This window comes from Streptomyces sp. NPDC002785, from assembly GCF_040295565.1.
Taxonomy (GTDB): Bacteria; Actinomycetota; Actinomycetes; order Streptomycetales; family Streptomycetaceae; genus Streptomyces.
This window is the reverse complement of the sequence record NZ_JBEOVN010000052.1, coordinates 1-15,498: the sequence shown is the minus strand read 5'-3', so window position 1 is coordinate 15,498 and position 15,498 is coordinate 1. Positions and strand designations below refer to the sequence as shown.

The 15,498-nt window shown below is 68.0% G+C and carries 15 protein-coding genes and 2 pseudogenes; 11 read left to right on the top strand and 6 right to left on the bottom strand.

Translation table 11 applies throughout. The annotated features are described in order from the left end of the window. Window positions 1-327: 327 nt before the first annotated feature. A complete protein-coding gene (locus ABTZ94_RS15345; RefSeq protein WP_351201295.1) occupies window positions 328-1,038 on the bottom strand; it encodes an IS6 family transposase in 711 nt (236 codons plus the stop codon). A gap of 30 nt (window positions 1,039-1,068) precedes the next feature. After that, the gene (locus ABTZ94_RS15340) at window positions 1,069-1,491 is read right to left on the bottom strand and encodes a helix-turn-helix domain-containing protein (protein ID WP_351201248.1); all 423 of its coding nucleotides are present in this window, start codon (window positions 1,489-1,491) and stop codon (window positions 1,069-1,071) included. A gap of 111 nt (window positions 1,492-1,602) precedes the next feature. On the opposite strand from ABTZ94_RS15340, the gene pdxR reads away from it, so the two are divergent. From pdxR to ABTZ94_RS15310, 6 genes are all read left to right on the top strand, one after another. Further along, entirely contained in the window at window positions 1,603-3,072 is a 1,470-nt protein-coding gene (pdxR, locus tag ABTZ94_RS15335) for a MocR-like pyridoxine biosynthesis transcription factor PdxR (RefSeq protein WP_351201246.1), read from the top strand. 88 nt (window positions 3,073-3,160) lie between these two features. After that, window positions 3,161-4,291 carry a sugar phosphate isomerase/epimerase family protein gene (locus ABTZ94_RS15330; RefSeq protein WP_351201244.1) on the top strand — a complete coding sequence of 377 codons (1,131 nt, stop codon included), beginning with the start codon at window positions 3,161-3,163 and terminating at the stop codon, window positions 4,289-4,291. Continuing rightward, a complete protein-coding gene (locus ABTZ94_RS15325; protein ID WP_351201242.1) occupies window positions 4,288-5,601 on the top strand; it encodes an MFS transporter in 1,314 nt (437 codons plus the stop codon). Before ABTZ94_RS15330 ends, ABTZ94_RS15325 begins: the two co-directional genes overlap by 4 nt. Window positions 5,602-5,687: 86 nt before the next feature. Further along, window positions 5,688-5,891, top strand: coding sequence for a hypothetical protein (locus tag ABTZ94_RS15320; RefSeq protein ID WP_351201240.1), 204 nt, complete (start codon window positions 5,688-5,690; stop codon window positions 5,889-5,891). 15 nt (window positions 5,892-5,906) lie between these two features. Further along, window positions 5,907-6,350 carry a sodium/glutamate symporter family protein gene (locus ABTZ94_RS15315; protein ID WP_351201238.1) on the top strand — a complete coding sequence of 148 codons (444 nt, stop codon included), beginning with the start codon at window positions 5,907-5,909 and terminating at the stop codon, window positions 6,348-6,350. Beyond that, complete coding sequence (locus tag ABTZ94_RS15310) at window positions 6,331-6,462, top strand: hypothetical protein (protein WP_351201236.1); 132 nt, start codon at window positions 6,331-6,333, stop codon at window positions 6,460-6,462. Before ABTZ94_RS15315 ends, ABTZ94_RS15310 begins: the two co-directional genes overlap by 20 nt. A 67-nt stretch (window positions 6,463-6,529) precedes the next feature. Here the strand turns inward: ABTZ94_RS15310 and ABTZ94_RS15305 are convergent. Next, window positions 6,530-6,932, bottom strand: a pseudogene (locus ABTZ94_RS15305) (DDE-type integrase/transposase/recombinase); the annotation flags it as partial. Between the two features lie 455 nt (window positions 6,933-7,387). Then, the gene (locus ABTZ94_RS15300) at window positions 7,388-8,146 is read right to left on the bottom strand and encodes a GntR family transcriptional regulator (RefSeq protein ID WP_351201234.1); all 759 of its coding nucleotides are present in this window, start codon (window positions 8,144-8,146) and stop codon (window positions 7,388-7,390) included. A gap of 222 nt (window positions 8,147-8,368) precedes the next feature. Between ABTZ94_RS15300 and ABTZ94_RS15295 the strand changes: the two genes are divergently transcribed. From ABTZ94_RS15295 to ABTZ94_RS15275, 5 genes are all read left to right on the top strand, one after another. Next, window positions 8,369-9,520, top strand: coding sequence for an ABC transporter substrate-binding protein (locus tag ABTZ94_RS15295; RefSeq protein ID WP_351201293.1), 1,152 nt, complete (start codon window positions 8,369-8,371; stop codon window positions 9,518-9,520). After that, window positions 9,517-10,443 carry an ABC transporter permease gene (locus tag ABTZ94_RS15290; RefSeq protein ID WP_351201232.1) on the top strand — a complete coding sequence of 309 codons (927 nt, stop codon included), beginning with the start codon at window positions 9,517-9,519 and terminating at the stop codon, window positions 10,441-10,443. The genes ABTZ94_RS15295 and ABTZ94_RS15290 overlap by 4 nt, the downstream gene beginning before the upstream one ends. After that, the gene (locus ABTZ94_RS15285; protein ID WP_351201230.1) at window positions 10,431-11,258 is read left to right on the top strand and encodes an ABC transporter permease; all 828 of its coding nucleotides are present in this window, start codon (window positions 10,431-10,433) and stop codon (window positions 11,256-11,258) included. Before ABTZ94_RS15290 ends, ABTZ94_RS15285 begins: the two co-directional genes overlap by 13 nt. After that, on the top strand, window positions 11,255-12,388 hold the full coding sequence (locus tag ABTZ94_RS15280; protein ID WP_351201228.1) for an ABC transporter ATP-binding protein: 1,134 nt from the start codon (window positions 11,255-11,257) through the stop codon (window positions 12,386-12,388). The genes ABTZ94_RS15285 and ABTZ94_RS15280 overlap by 4 nt, the downstream gene beginning before the upstream one ends. Window positions 12,389-12,510: 122 nt before the next feature. Beyond that, window positions 12,511-13,233, top strand: a complete 723-nt coding sequence (locus tag ABTZ94_RS15275; RefSeq protein ID WP_351201226.1) for an HAD family hydrolase — start codon at window positions 12,511-12,513, stop codon at window positions 13,231-13,233. Window positions 13,234-13,543: 310 nt separating this feature from the next. On the opposite strand, the pseudogene ABTZ94_RS15270 reads toward ABTZ94_RS15275, so the two are convergent. Together ABTZ94_RS15270 and ABTZ94_RS15265 are read right to left on the bottom strand one after the other, a co-directional pair. Beyond that, window positions 13,544-13,957: pseudogene (locus ABTZ94_RS15270) on the bottom strand (IS701 family transposase); the annotation flags it as partial. A 100-nt stretch (window positions 13,958-14,057) separates the two neighbouring features. Further along, window positions 14,058-15,392: a beta-ketoacyl synthase N-terminal-like domain-containing protein gene (locus tag ABTZ94_RS15265; RefSeq protein WP_351201224.1), complete on the bottom strand. Its 1,335-nt coding sequence runs from the start codon at window positions 15,390-15,392 to the stop codon at window positions 14,058-14,060. Window positions 15,393-15,498: the final 106 nt, after the last annotated feature.

The window sequence follows — 15,498 nt, the reverse complement described above, 5'->3', positions numbered from 1 at the left end:
CTCGGTGAAGCTGTTCTCTCCGTCGAGTTCGATCAGGCGCAGGAACATGAAGTAGGCGATGGCGTCCGGTACCCCGTTCGGTGCGGATGTGACGGGAACGGACCGCACGTCACACTCGGTCTGGCGGGTAGCCAGGCTGCTGGGGAACTCCGTGTTGCACCAGGAAGCATCTGCCACCGCGGCGGACATCTTCGCGGCGACCTTCTTGAGTGACTCGGCCCGGGTCAACTGCGTACCGAAGCACACCTGTGGCGTTGTCACGTTGTTGGGTGTGTGGGCGTTTGAGGGTGTGTCGAGGTGTGGTGGGGCCGGGTGCCGGCCCTGGGCTCAGGCCGCGGCAGGCCGGTCGGTGACGCCGGTGGTCTGCTCCCAGATGGTGAAGCGGACGGTCATTTCGGCGCGGTGTCGGGTGCCGGTCATCAGGTGGCGGCGGGGCCGGAAGTGGGGTGAGATGCCGCTGAACGCGGACAGGAACCGTTGCGCGGCGCCCACGCTGCGGAAGCCCTTCATCGCCCGTTCGCGTTGCCGGGTGGGCTGATGACTGTTCTCGGCCCGGTTGTTCAGGCCCTTGTGGGAACGGTGCTCGACGGAGGGCATGACCTCGCGGTGGGCCGCGCCGTAGGAACGGAGCTTGTCCGTGACGATCACCCGCGGCACTCCGCCCGTCTTCGTCAGCAGCGTGCGCAAGAAGCGCCTGGCCGCAGCCTTGTCCGGGTGGCTCTGCACCACGATGTCCAGCATGTTGCCGTCCTGGTCGACAGCCCGCCACAGGTACTTCTGCGCACCGTTGATCTTGATGAAGACCTCGTTCAGATGCCACTTGTCGCCGGGCTGGGGCCGTCGGCGGCGCAGTCCGTTGGCGTACTGCTGACCGAACTTCAGGCACCAGCGGCGGACCGTCTCGTACGAGACGATCACGCCGCGCTCCAGCATCAGCTCCTCGACCTCTCGGAAACTGAGCGGGAACCGGAAGTACAGCCACACGCAGTGAGAGATCACCTCGGCCGGATACCGGTGCCCCTTGTACGACGGCGACATGCCCTCCACGGACGACCCCCTCCACCGTGATCAGCCTGAGGATCCTCCCACCCTGCCAGCCAACGTGACAGCGCCCGAGAGACCCATCTCCCTGGCCATCGACCGTGTCGACCAGTGTGTCGCGTTCTTCGGAGTGGATTCCAGCGTCCTGGCGACTACCGCGGTGACCCGCTCGTCCGTCACCGTCCTGGGGCCGCCGGACCGCGGCATGTCACCCAGACCGGCAATGCGGTACTGCACGAACCGGGCGCGCCAACGGCCCACCGCATGAGGTGTGGAACCGAGCCGAGCCGCCATGTCCTTGTTCGAGGCACCTTCAGCACAAGCCAGGATGATCCGACACCGCAGAGCCCACGCCTGCGGCGTGGAACGACGCCGCACCCACCCCTCAAGTGCGGCCCGCTCCTCGTCCGACAGTGTCAACTCGGCCTTCGGCCGCCCCGTACGTGCCATGGAGCAAGCCTATGCATCTGAACAGATTTCCCGACTCGGAACACTAGCTAGGATTAGGGCATGTCAGACCCACCGGCGCGCCCGCGCATCATGAAAGGTGCCGGGGGCCGGATGCTGGCCGCGGTCGAGCTCGACCGCGGTAGCGCCCTGCCGCTGCACCTGCAGCTGTATCGGCAGCTGCGGGGACTCATCCTCGACGGCACCCTGCCGCCGGAAACCCGATTGCCCTCGACGCGGACGCTCGTCGCCGAGCTCGGCGTCTCGCGGCTGACCGTGGTCACCGCGTTCGAGCAGCTCACGGCCGAGGGCTTCCTGCGTGCACGCCAGGGGGACGGCACGTATGTGGACGCACTGTGGACGGCCGCGATGGCACCGGCGCCTGTTGCGCGCCCGCAGCTGCCCGAGCGCGGCGCGGCGACATCGGCACGCGGTGCCAGCCTGTTCAGCGAGGCGCCGCACTCGTGGGATCCGAAAGACACCGAGACGTTCGTCCCCAGCCAGGTCGCGGCATCCGCGTTCCCTGCCGGCATGTGGCGGCGGCTGCTGACGCGGCACGCAGCGCGCACCGACGCAGCCGCCATCGGGTACGGCGACCCGCACGGGTACGAGCCACTTCGCCAGGCGATCGCCGACTATCTCAACGACGTGCGGGGCCTCGGCTGCGGCGCCGAGCAGATCGTGGTGACCTCCGGTGCCCAACAGGCCTTCAATGTTCTCGCGGTGCTGCTGCTCGACCCCGCCGACACGGTGCTCGTCGAAGACCCCGGCCACATCTCCGGAAGGCTCGCGTTCCAATCGCATGGATGCCGCGTCCAGGGCGTGCCGGTCGACGACGCGGGCGCGGTGGCGGCAGGGGGCGACCCATCGGCACGCCTCGCCTACCTCACGCCGTCCCGGCAGCATCCCCTGGGCACGGTCATGAGTCCGGCGCGGCGCAGGGAGTGGATCGCGTGGGCGCAGGCGCACGGGAGTTGGATCGTCGAGGACGACTGCGACAGCGAGCTTCGCTATCACGGCACGCTGCTGCCCCCGCTGTTCGGACTCGACCAAGCGCGACAGGTCATCCACGTCGGCACATTCAGCAAAGTGCTGGCGCCGTCGCTGCGACTGGGCTACGTCGTGCTGCCCCACGACCTCGTCGAGCCGTTCGCGTCGGCCTGCTCGGTGATCGGTTGCACCCCCGCGACCGTGATGCAGGCGGCGCTCGCCGACTTCCTCGCCGAAGGGCACCTGCACACCCACCTCCGGCGCACGCGCCGACTCTACGCCGCCCGCCAGGACGCCCTGCTCGAGCAGCTCGACACGCAGCTTGCGCACCGGCTGACGGCGAGGCCGGTCGCCGCCGGGCTCCACGTGATGGGGTGGCTCGAGGCATCCGTCAACGACATCGACTGCGCACGCGGCCTCGCCCGGCAGGGCGTCTTCACGTATCCCCTGGGGGAGTATCGCGTGCAGCGCCGACTGCCGCCCGCACTGCTGATCGGGTTCGCCGGCACCGCAGCCGAGCACATGGCGCGTGCCGTAGCGCGGATGGCAGAGGCGTTCGAACGGCTCGAACCTGGCGGAGCTGCCGAGGCGTAGCCCGAGAGGTGGGCCCGCCGAATTGGTCCACAGAACTGGGCTGTAAATGGCTCTAAGGCGCTATCCATTGCGTTGATAGGAAGAGGGGGTGGCGGGGACGCACGGTCGCGACCCGCTTTCTAAGGAGACAGCTATGCCCCACTTCGATGCGCAGTTCCGAGCGCTCCTGAGTCCGAACCTCGCCGCAGCCGAGATCGAACAGATCCCCGACCTGACGACCGAGCGCGCGCGGGTGCTGATCGACCGGATCGACCGGGTCCGGCTCTTCGGTCACGCGTACGCCCTGCTCACCAACCTCACCTACGGTGCCTACGGCCCCGACGACGTCCTCGACTTCGCCCGAGAGCACGATCTGGCCGGCATCTGCATCCACGTCCTCGACGGCGAGGAGCGCAGCCTGAGCCGAATGAACGACGACCAGCTTCGGGCCTTCGCCGCCCGTGCCCACGGCTACGGCCTGGCCTTGCACCTCGAGATCAGCACAACCGAGCGTGAACCCGTGGATGAGGCCGTCCGGATCGCCGGCATCCTCGGCGTCCAGCACATTCGCGTCTACTCCCGTTACGAAGGGCAGCTGTCGCAGGTGCTGTCGCGCATCGAGGACGACCTGCGCCGCCTCGGCGACCTCGCCGACACCCACGGCCTGCACTTCTCGTTCGAGCAGCACGAAGAACTGCGCTCCGGCGAGATCGCTCGGCTGCTGCGCACCGTCGGCCACCCCCGCCTGCACGTGATGTTCGACTTCGGCAACATGATCAACGCTTACGAACGGCCGATGGACGCCCTGGCCCAGCTGGCCCCGCATATCCTGCAAGCGCACCTGAAGGGCGTGCACGTCCTTCCTGAGGGCGACGGGTTCGGCCACCGCGGCGTGCTGCAGGGCAGCCCGGAGGATGACCTGCCGGGGGCGCGGATGTTGTTCGACCTGCTCATGCTCGGCGACGACGAGCCGCAGGTCATCACTTTCGCGCTCGAACAGGAGAACCTGTACTACGCGCCCGCCTTCCGCCATCACAGCGAAGGCGACGACCCCTTCATCCCCTACCGGGAACTGAGCACCACGGACCTTCCCGAAGGATGGACGCTGCGCGACCTGCTCGCCGCCGAGCCCGGCTGGGCCGTCGACCAGGTCGTCCACGTACGCGGGCAGCTCGCCCGGATGCGCGAACTCGCCGCGGCTCGCCTGGCCGCCGCCGACACCCTGGCAGGTGCGCGATGACGAACACCACGATGACGAACACCACGATGAAGACCGCGCCGGCCAAGACCGGGTTCGACAAGGCCAAATGGTCGCGCTTCGCGGTCCTCGTGATTGCGGGCGGCACCATCTACAAGCTCGCCAGCATCAAGGACGTCTTCTACGTCCCGATGCAGCAGCAGATGGGGCTGAGCAACACCGAGATCGGTGCGCTACTGAGCGTGAACTCGATCGTCGCGACAGTACTCTTCGTGGTCGGAGGGTACCTGGCTGACCGGTTCTCGACCCGCATCCTGATTCCGCTCGGACTGATCGGGGCGGGCGGGCTCGGGCTCTATATGAGCACGTTCCCCGGGTACGGGCAGCTGGTGCCGATCTTCGCGGTGCTGGCCGTCTGCTCCGACTGCCTGGTCTGGCCGGCACTGCTCAAGAGCATCCGGCGCCTGGGTGGGCCGGGAGAACAGGGGCGGCTGTTCGGCTTCCTCGAGGGCGGTCGCGGCGTCGTCGACACACTGGTTGCCTTCTCGGCCCTCGGCGTCTTCGCCCTGCTCGGCTCGGGCGCCGCCGGCTTTCGTGCCGCGATCGCCTTCTACGCTCTGATTGACATCGCCGTCGGCGTGCTCCTGTTCTTCCTGCTGCGTGACCAGGGCCCCGAGTCCGCCGTGGATACGACGAAGAAGAAGCGCGTCGGCCTCAGCGAGATCCTGCATGCCGCCCGGCTGCCGCAGCTGTGGTGGGTCAGTGCAACCGTGTTCATGGCGTACGTCGTGTACTGCGGTCTGACATACTTCATCCCCTACCTCACGTACGTGTACGGACTGCCGGCCGCCCTCGCCGGCGCCTACGGCATCATCAACCAGTACGGCCTCAAGATCCTCGGCGGACCGCTCGGCGGCGTACTCGTCGACAAGGTCTTCAAGGGGGCCAGCGGGTACCTCCGTCTCGCATTCGTGTGCCTGATCCCCATCGCAGCGATCATCCTGCTGCTGCCGACCGGTGGGCAGAACCAGATCCCCGCGATGGCCGCCTGCCTGCTGTTCTCACTGATCATCTTCACGATGCGCGGTGTGTTCTGGGCGCCCATGGACGAGCTCGGCATCCCCGACCAGGTCAGCGGCACCGCGTTCGGCATCGCCTGCCTCGTCGGTTACGCCCCCGGGATGTTCGCCTTCCTCGTGTACGGTGCGATCCTTGATGCCAACCCGGGTGTGGCGGGGTACCACCTGGTGTTCATCCTGATGGCCGCACTCGCACTGGTGGGTGCGGGAGTCGCAACCGGCCTGGCGCGTGTGGCTCGCGCGCATCGTACCGCCGCCGCGCGGGAGGGCTGAGCCCGCTCCGCGCAGGGGGCGGCATGGTCGCTCGTCGCACCGGCCGGCCCCATACACCAGACTGTGCATACGTTCGGTGAGTACATGTGCAGTGGGTCGGGCTCGGGTTCGTCTGCCTAGGCATCGCCCTGGTCGTGGCGCTGGTGACTCGGCGGTCCGTGCCCGCCCTGGCGCGACTGTACCTGCCCGCGAGCGTCATCGCCGGCTTCCTCATCTTCCTGCTGGGGCCGCAGGTGCTCGGGCTCACCGGCTGGAGCCTCGTCCCCGCCCAGGCGGTCGACGTCATGTAGCGGCCGTCCGGTCTCGTGATCAACGTGGTACTCGCGGGGATCATGATCGGCAAGGCGCTGCCGTCGGTCAAGCAGATCTGGCACGACCCGGCGCCGCACGTGATCCTCGGCAGCGTGTTCTCGTTCGGGCAGTTCGCGCTGGGCGCGTTCGCGGTGCTGTCCGTCCTGACGCCGTTCTTCGGCATCCCCGATGTCGCCGGATCCATCCTTGAGCTCTTGTTCGCCGGCGACCACGGCACGATCATCGGCATGGGCGGCATGCTGTCCGAGGCCGGCGCACTCGAGATGACTGATGTCGGGCTGGGGCTGGCGACCACCAGCGTGATCACGGGCGTGGTCGACGGTTCGATCCTCGTGAACTACGCCGTGCGCAGCCCCCCGCATCTGTGTCGCGCGCAACCGGCCCGCACGCGGCACGGATGTTGCACGGCTGCAGGAGGTGCGGTCCCACGAGGGTGATCAGCCCTGCGAGTTCGGCCTCGGCTCGATCAGCCGCAGCTTCGGTGCGATCACGATCCCGATCGTCATCCTCAACCTGCTGCGCTGGATCACGAAGGCATTGTCAGGTTGAGCGAGAGGCTTCCGGCTCTTGGCATGCCGGGGCCGTTCCGGGCCGCTCTGCCCGGTGTGGGTGTGGTTCAGGCCATCGGGACGAGGTGTCCGGTGTCGTTCCAGATGGTGAAGCGGTCGTTCATGGCGGTGCGGTACTCGGGGGCGAACATCAGGTAGCGTCCGGGGCGGAAGTGCCGGGAGATCCGATTGAACGAGGCCAGGAAGCGCTGCGCCCCACCGACGGAGCGGAAGTCCTTCATCGCGCGTTCGCGTTGCCTTGTCGGCTGGTGGGAGTTCTCCGCCCGGTTGTTCAATCCCTTGTGTGCGCGACGTTCCACCGAGGGCATCACCTCGCGATGCGGGGTCCCGCAGGAGGCGAGCTTGTCGGTGACCACCACCCGGGGCACCGCGCCCGCCCTTCATGAGCTTGCGGAAGAACCGTTTCGCGGCGGCCGTGTCACGCCGGTTCTGCGCCAGGATGTCCAGAAGGAGCTTGGTGACCTCGATCCATCCCCTGCGGCCTCCCTCCTGACCCACCGCCCATCGTCGTCCACGACGCCGTCTGCCACGGCTTCGACCTGCAGCACTCCGGCCACACCCACGGCGGCCGGCTCTGGCTTGCGCACCTGTTCGCCGAGCCGGCCAACACGAGGCCCCCAGCCTGGGGCGGGTAGGCGACACGCAGTTGTACGTGAGCCGAAGCGCGGGTGCCTGGGCCCACCAGTATGCGGGGTGCGCCTTCCGACACCGTCGTCGGACGACTCGCCTCGACTGAGCCGGAAAACCGGCTGGCCGAATGGCGCCGCGCCGAAAGGATCAGACGGATGAGGCTGCCTGCGGGAGGTGCTTCGGGGCCGGCAGGCCGCACCGGCGTACTGCGGGCCGACTTCGGCAAGGAATCCACCTCGGTCACGGCTGCCCTCGCCGCTTAGCGGAGCGATCAGTCAGCCTCGTCGGCGCAACAGAGCTGTTGTCGCCACTGAATTGTGCACCGTGAAGGCAATCGTGCCCGGCAGAAAGCGGTCGTCCGACCACAGCAACGGTCTGCCCGACTGGTCCGTGGCCCGCCGGCGCTCTCGCATCAACGGCGCGTCCGGGGTGCAGCCGAGCAGGCGCGCATCGTCGGCCTCGGCGTGGACGAGGTCAATGGTGTGTTCTGTGTCCGCGAACACCACTCCCTCCTCCGTCAGCAGCTCGGTGTGCGAAATCGCATGGGGCTCAAGGCGGGCGATCACGGCGCCGATGTGCTCAGGGTAGAGGGTCCGCTCGATCATGATCGGGACACGCGACAGCGTCCGCAGCCGCAGCACCCGGTAGATCTGCGACCCGGGTGCGAGGCCGAGCTGCTCGCACTCCAACGGGTTGGCCGGACAACTTTTGATATCGATCGTGCGGCCTCCCGGTTCTTCTCCGATCGAGCGTGCCCAGCGGGTGAAGCTCAGCAGTTCGAAGAAGCTCTGGGTACGTGCGGTCCCGAGCACGACCCGCCGCGTGCCACGTCTGGATGTGACCAGGCCGTTGGCGCGCAGCACCGCCAACGCCTGACGGACGGTGCCGCGTGAGACGCCGTACTGCTGGGCGAGTTGCTCCTCGCTGGGCAGCCGGCCGTCCGAGCCGAAGGCGCCGACAGCTATGGCCTCACGCAAGCTGGCCGCCAACTGTCGATACCGGGCCTCGGCGGTGCCGCCCCCCGCGACTGCCATGTCGTTCCCCTTCCCTCAGCCGCCCATCGACGCTCTGACGTGACCCTATCCGCTCTCCGGGCCCGGCTCACCGGCCAGGCGCTCTCATTGCGTGACCCGCGATCTCTTCCGGAGAAGCTCCCCGGCCCGTACATCGGCGTTCACCTCCCGTACACAGCCCCCCGAGGTAATGAGTCAAGTTGTACAGCCAACTCAACCTCTTCCCAGGAGAACCCTGTGAGACTGCACCGCGTTCGCTATGCGGGCCTTGCCTGCTCCGTCGTCGTGGCCGCGCTTGGGCTCAGTGCATGCGGCTTGACCAGCGCAAATGAGACCGGTGGCGGCGGTGGCAAGGCCGCGACCGCCACTTCGGCAAAGGACTTCGGCGGCATGGACACCCTTGTCGCTGCCGCGAAGAAGGAGGGCAAGTTGAACGCCATCGCCCTTCCCCGTGACTGGGCGAACTACGGCGAGATCATCGACACCTTCGAGAAGAAGTACGGAATCAAGGTCGAGGTCGAGAATCCCGACGCCTCCAGCCAGGACGAGATCAACGCGGTGACCTCCCGCAAGGGCCAGGACCGGTCTCCGGACGTCATCGACGTGGGCAGTGCCTTCGGCATCAGCGCGGCCGAGCAGAACCTGTTGGCGCCGTACCAGGTCAGCGCGTTCGACCAGATCCCGAAGGCGCAGAAGGACGCCCAGGCTCGCTGGTACAACGACTTCGGCGGCTATGTCTCCATCGGTTGTGACGCGGCCCGCGTCAAGGAGTGTCCAAAGACGTTTTCCGACCTGCTGGATCCGCGGTACAAGGGTCAGGTCGCGCTGACCGGCAACCCAACTAAGTCCAGCTCGGCCTTCGGCGCGGTGTACGCCTCGGCACTCGCCGGCAAGGGTTCCTTCGACGACATCAAGCCCGGCCTGGACTTCTTCGCCCGCCTGAAGAAGGCCGGCAACTTCAATCCTGTCGAGTCGAGCCCTGCGACCATTCAGAAGGGCGAGACGCCGATCAGCATCACCTGGGACTACCTCAACACCGGGTATGCGGACGACCTCCGCCCCAAGGGCGTCGACTGGAAGGTGAGCATCCCGTCCGACGGCGTGTACGCCGAGTACTACTCGCAGGCGATTGTGAAGTGGGCACCGCACCCGGCTGCGGCCCGCCTGTGGCAGGAGTTCCTGTACAGCCCCGAGGGTCAGAACCTGTGGCTCAAGGGACACGCCCGGCCGGTGCTGATGCCCGAGATGCAGAAGGCCGGGACTCTCGACGCGACCTTCGCCGCCAAGCTGCCGCAGACACCCGGCAACGGCACGGTCTCCTTCCCCACCGAGGGTCAGATCAGCAAGGCCAAGCAGGCCGTCGTCCAGGGCTGGGCCCAGGCAGTCGCCGGATGAGCGCCATCCAGACGACCGGGGGTGGCAGCCGGACCCGCTCCTTCGGCAGCAGGGCCGGGCTCGGGCCGGCCTGGCGGCGCATTCCGCGCTCGGCAGGGTGGCTCGGTGCCGCGCCGCTGCTCGTATTCACCGTCGTGGTGTTCGGTCTGGTTCTCGGGACGATGGCCTACGGCGCTTTCACGACACCGGAGTCCGCGCCGGGAGGGGCCCGTCTCACCGGCGCGAACATGAGCTCCTCGCTGCATGGCCCCTACCTGACCGCGCTGCTCGGCAGCGTCAAGCTCTCCGCCGTCTCCGCGTTGATCGCCGCCGTCGTCGGCCTGCCGATCGCCCACGTGGTCGTGACCTCGCGATTCCGCGCCCTGCGCGAGGCGGTCCTGGCCGGGTCGGGCGTACTGGCGAACTTCGGCGGGGTGCCGCTCGCGTTCGCGTTCGTGGCCACGCTCGGCAACGCCGGTGTCCTGACGAGCCGGTTCAACCTGCTCAGCCACGGCTGGAGCTTGTACAGCTTCTGGGGTCTGACCTTGGTCTACCTCTACTTCCTGGTGCCGCTCATGGTGCTCACGCTCACCCCGGCTCTGGAGGGGCTGCGACGGCAGTGGCAGGAAGCCGCCCGCAACAACGGCGCGAACGCCTTCCAGTACTGGACGCATGTCGCGCTGCCGGTCCTCATGCCATCGCTGCTCGGCGGCTATGTGCTGCTGTTCGGCTCCGCGTTCAGCGCTTACGCGACCGCCGCAGCGATGGTCGGCAGCTCGGTACCGCTGGTAACCATGCAGATCGCGGACGCGTTGTCCGGGAACGTCCTGGTCGGCCAGGGCAACATCGCGCTCGCGCTCGGTGTCGACATGGTGCTGGTCGCGGGGCTCGTCATGGCCATTCAGCTGCCGCTGCAGCGAAGGAGCGCGCGATGGCTCGCCTGAGCACGCTCCGATTTGGGCGCGCCGCCGTGTTGTTGCTCACCGGTGCGTACTTCCTCGTCCCGCTCGCATGTGCCGTCGCCTTCAGCATCGGCGCCGGCGTCCCGGGTCAGGACATCGGCTTCGAGGCATACACCGGTATCCTCAGCGCCGGCGGCTTCACCGACAGTCTGGCTCTGACCCTGAAGCTGGCCGCCGCCACCATCGTGCTCGTCCTGGGTCTGCTCGTGCCCGCTCTGGTCACGGTCCGGCTGGCCGCACCACGCCTGCGCACACTCGTCGAGATCGTGTGTCTGCTGCCGCTGGTCGTACCTGCCGTTGCCCTTGTCGCGGGATTCAGCGCGGTGTTGGGCTGGGGATCGGATCATTTCGTCGGCACGCCGCTCTTCCAAGCCCTGGTCGCACTGCAGAACCCGCAATTCCCCCTCGTCCTGGTCATCGCGTACACGCTGATGGCGCTGCCGCTGGCGTACCGCACGCTCGACACCGGGCTCGCGGCCATCGACCTGCGGGTGCTCGTCGAGGCCGCCCGGGCCTGCGGGGCGCCATGGCCGCGCACCCTTCTGCATGTCGTTCTGCCCAACCTGCGCGGAGCGCTGCTCAACACGGCGTTCCTCACCCTGGCGCTGGTGCTCGGTGAGTACACCGTCGCCGCGATCCTCGGCTACCAGCCCTTCGCCGTGTGGATCCTCGCCATCAGCGGATCGCAGGCCCAGATGTCGGTGGCCGTTTCGGTGATGGGCCTGCTCGTCACCTGGGTGCTGCTGTTGATCATCGCCACAGCCGGACGCGCTCGCCGTCCCAAGGAGACCTCATGACCGACCTGATGACCGATCCCGAAACCATCAGCCGGACGCGGACCGGCGCCACCGTCGAGTTCCGCGGGCTGCATCGTTCCTTCGGCGCCACAACGGCGCTGGACGGTCTGGACCTGACGGTCGAGCCGGGCGAGCTCGTGGCGCTGCTCGGCCCGTCCGGTTGCGGCAAAACCACCGCGCTGCGGACCCTGGCCGGATTCGAGCGGCCCGACTCGGGCAAGGTGCTCGTGGACGGCGAGGACATCACGGGCATCCCCGCGCACCGCCGCGACGCGGGCATGGTGTTCCAGTCCTACAGCCTCTTTCCCCACCTGACTGCCATCGACAATGTCGCCTTCGGGTTGCGGATGAGCGGCATCGGCAAAGCCACGCGACGGGCTTGCGCCGCCGAACTCCTGGAGCTGGTCGGACTGCCGCAGCACGCCGGCCGCTTTCCGCATCAGATGTCCGGAGGTCAGCAGCAACGGATCGCCCTGGCACGGGCTCTGGCACTGCGGCCACGCGTACTGCTGCTCGACGAGCCACTGTCGGCACTCGACGCACAGGTGCGCCTGACGCTCCGTGAGGAGATCCGCCGCCTCCAGCAGCAACTGGGCATCAGCACCCTGTTCGTGACACATGATCAGGAGGAGGCCCTCTCCATGGCCGACCGGGTCGCGGTGATGTGTGCCGGAAAACTGGAGCAGTGCGCGCCTCCGGCGGAACTGTACGAACGCCCTGCGACCGCGTTCGTCGCCGAGTTCGTCGGCGTGATGAGCCGGATCCCGGCCCGGGCCGGAGCGGACGACGGGACCGTGGACGTGTTCGGCCGCACGCTGCCGGTCAACGGGACGCTGCCCGGCGCCGCCGAGGTCGCCGGTGGAAAGGGTGAAGTGGACGTACTGGTACGGCCGGAGGCGGTCGAGGTCACCGCGGACGGGAAGGGTACGTCCCAGATCATGGGGGCGGCGTTCCTGGGCGCGACGACACGGCTGACCGTGCGGCTGGCCGGCGGCAGCGAGGTGACGGCCGATGCGCCGACTCACGCCGCGACCACGCTCCCGGTCGGTGCGGCGGTGACGCTGAGGCTGCCGGACCGCCCGGTGCTCGTGGACCGCCGCCGGGGAAACGGCGGCGGTGACAGGGGCTGACGGCTCCCTCCGACGCTCGACCCGACGACGCCGTCGGCCCGGATCAACCTGCCCGACGCCCGGCAACCGAAGCGGGAAGCCCGCACATCCGCCCGTTCGCCGCATTACCGGAGAAGCTCGCCTTGAACCATCGCATAGCAGCACCCAGCCTTCCCGCCGCTGTCCTGTTCGACATGGACGGCACGCTCGTCGACACCGAACGGCTCTGGTGGGCCGCAGCGGAACAGGTCGCCGACAGGATCGGGCGGCCGCTGACCGAAGCGGACATGCCGCATGTGCTGGGCCGCCCGACCGCCCACACCGCCGCTCACCTGCACCGCACCGGCGGCCCGGCGGCCCCCGGCCCCAGCACGCTCGCCACCGAGCTGGACGCCGCGTTCACCGCCCGTGTCGCCCGCGAGGTCGTCCCGCGCCCGGGCGTACTGCGCCTGCTGGACGAACTGGCCGCGTCCGGCGTCCCCGCGGCGATCGTCTCCGCTTCGCCGCGCCATGTCGTCGACCTGGTAAGCAAGGCGCTGGGCGAGGACCGGTTCGCTCTGACCCTCGCAGTCGAGGACACCGTCCGCACGAAGCCCGCGCCTGACCCGTACCTCGCCGCGGCCGCCGCCCTGGGCGTCGAACCGCACGCGTGCGTGGTCGTCGAGGACACGCCCACGGGTGTCGCCTCGGCCGAGGCAGCCGGGTGCGCGGTGCTGGCCGTGCCCTCCACCGTACCGATCCGGCCCGCAGCCAACCGAACGATCCTCGACTCCCTGGAGCGCGCCGACCTGGCCCTGCTCGCCTTCCTTCTAACAAGCTGTTGTCTTTCCGATCGTGCGGTCGTTCTTGATCGAACAGGGTGCTGAATCGGGTGAGTTCGCCGCTGTGCACCCATGAAGGAAGGGCCTCCTGGTAGCTCGCGGTTGTTGAAGCCAGAGCGACAGGGAGGCCCTTGTTGTTGCAGTCTTGCGTGGTCACGTTCGTTCAGTCCAGCTCGTCCACCCTGGGGTGTGACTGTCTCGCCTGAGGCTGATCTTTTGGAGTGGACACCCTGACAATGGATCTTGATGGTCCAGGGAGGGATGTCCAGGTGGGACGCAAGTCTCCGTATCCGGAGGAGTTCAGGAAGGACGCTGTCGCGCTGTACCGCGCCGCGGCCGGGCAGCGGACGTACGCGTCATGGGCAAGATGCAGCGAGACGCCGACCTGGCAGTTGGTGACCTTGCCCGCCGTGCCGGTGTACTGCCGCGACACGCACGCCGAGGCACCCCCGTCCTTCAGGAACCCCGTGTCGTCGAAAATGAGCGCGGACGGCCGGATCGCCGCCTCCATCCTCCAGGCCACCCTGGCCCGCACATGCGCCGGATCCCAGGGACTGGTGGTCACGAAATTGGCCAGCGCCTGCCGATTCCCGTCCTCACCCAGCCGGGCCGCCATCGGCTCGACCGACTTGCGCCGCCCGTCGGTCAGCAGCCCCCGCAGGTAGACCTGCCCCCACCGACGCTGATCCTTCCGCGTGAACGGCTCGAACACCTCCGTCGCGAACGCCTCCAACTCACCACGCACCGCCGCAATCTCGTCCGGAGTCACACACTCTCAACGCCACACCAACCCGACAGACACGCACCACCACAACCGACCTGACCAAGCACTACTAGGCGAACGGCGTTGGGTCCAGCGGGGGCTGGCCTCAGGCATCGGGGCTTCCCAGGAGGATCGCGCTCTTCACTCCGCCGACCTGGTAGTTGAAGCTCAGCGCGTAGTCGAAGTCGAGCGGCCGGGTGCGCACGCCAGGAACGGGGTCGAAGGGGAGGTTGTCCGCCGGCTGCTCGCAGTTGGCGGTGGGGCACACCTCGCCGCGCTCCATCATGAGCAGTGTCAGCGCGACGCCGAGACAGCCAGCCGGTGCGCCGTTGTGGCCGAAGCAGCCTTCTTGAGATGTCATCAGCAGGTCTTGTGCGGCGGATCCGTACAGTTTGTTGATGGCGTTCGCCTCGAAGGCGGTGACCTCCACGTTGCCGTCGCTGCCGCCGTGGACGTAGGGCACCTGGCCGATCTCCCAGCGGTTTCCGAGACATCGGCGGACGGCGGTCACCAGCGCGCTGCCCGTCTTCTCGGAGGCCAGAGGATTGGTCAGTTCGTCGCGGGTGGTGGCCTGCGCGAGCACCTGACCGTACAGGTGGGCCCCGCGCCGGGACGCGTGCTCGCGGCTCTCCATGATGACGGTCGCCGATCCCTCGCCGTGGTTGATGCAGTCGGCACGCCGGTCGTACGGGCGCATGAGGGAGTCGAAGGACGGCAGACGCGCGGGCATGTCGTCCGACCGGATGATGTCGTATGTCCTCTGCACGCCCTGCAGCAGGCGCTGGATGTTACGGATGAGTTTGACGCTGAAGATGTCGACTCCGGTCACGACGGCGATATCCACCTCGCCGGCGGCGATCAGGCGTCGGGCGTTGCCGATCTGCACCGCGGATGACGCGCAGCCGCACGACACCGTGAAGTTGGGGCCTTTCGATCGGGACAGTGCGCCTTGGACCAGCGCGACGTCGGAAGGAGTCATGGCCTGTTCCGCCGCGACGAACAGTTCAATCGCCTCCGTCACGCGAATGGTCTCGGGGTCGGCTCGCAGCACGGCGAGGTAGCTGTCGATGTTCGCGTCCACGCCGCCGCGTCCGGCCAGGACCGCTGCGTCGGCCAGGTCGCCCGAGAGGGGATCCAGCTCGGCGTCCGAGCATGCCTCCGCCATGGACACCAGGCCGAACCGATGCGCTGCGGTGTACTGGCATGAGAAGAACGGGCCGGCCTTGGGGAGCCGTTCGTCGAACATCGCGTCCGAGAGCTCTACGGAGCCGTAGTAGATGTCGCTCTGCTTGAGGCAGGAGGCCCCTCGGGAGGCGATGTTCCACAGGTCGTCCGCGGTGAAGACGGGTCGCCCGTCACCGGGAAGGCAGAAACCGATACCAGTGACTACGGCATCCCGCGCTTGCCTGCCACCGCCCGATAAGGAGGCTTCCCCACTCACGACCCACCTACGTGCAACAGAGAAGTCGTCATTTTGATCCCCTCCGGATCGGTCGGTAGCCCCCACACGTATGAGGCTGTGTGCTGCGGTGGGGAAGAGATTCCCC

What these genes read in the sequence shown, in the direction of transcription:
- ABTZ94_RS15345 (WP_351201295.1), bottom strand. Translation starts at nt 1,038, where the DNA reads ATGTCGCCGTCGTACAAGGGGCACCGGTATCCGGCCGAGGTGATCTCT.
- ABTZ94_RS15325 (WP_351201242.1), top strand. Translation starts at nt 4,288, where the DNA reads ATGACGAACACCACGATGACGAACACCACGATGAAGACCGCGCCGGCC.
- ABTZ94_RS15340 (WP_351201248.1), bottom strand. Translation starts at nt 1,491, where the DNA reads ATGGCACGTACGGGGCGGCCGAAGGCCGAGTTGACACTGTCGGACGAG.
- ABTZ94_RS15290 (WP_351201232.1), top strand. Translation starts at nt 9,517, where the DNA reads ATGAGCGCCATCCAGACGACCGGGGGTGGCAGCCGGACCCGCTCCTTC.
- ABTZ94_RS15300 (WP_351201234.1), bottom strand. Translation starts at nt 8,146, where the DNA reads ATGGCAGTCGCGGGGGGCGGCACCGCCGAGGCCCGGTATCGACAGTTG.
- ABTZ94_RS15280 (WP_351201228.1), top strand. Translation starts at nt 11,255, where the DNA reads ATGACCGACCTGATGACCGATCCCGAAACCATCAGCCGGACGCGGACC.
- pdxR (WP_351201246.1), top strand. Translation starts at nt 1,603, where the DNA reads ATGCTGGCCGCGGTCGAGCTCGACCGCGGTAGCGCCCTGCCGCTGCAC.
- ABTZ94_RS15285 (WP_351201230.1), top strand. Translation starts at nt 10,431, where the DNA reads ATGGCTCGCCTGAGCACGCTCCGATTTGGGCGCGCCGCCGTGTTGTTG.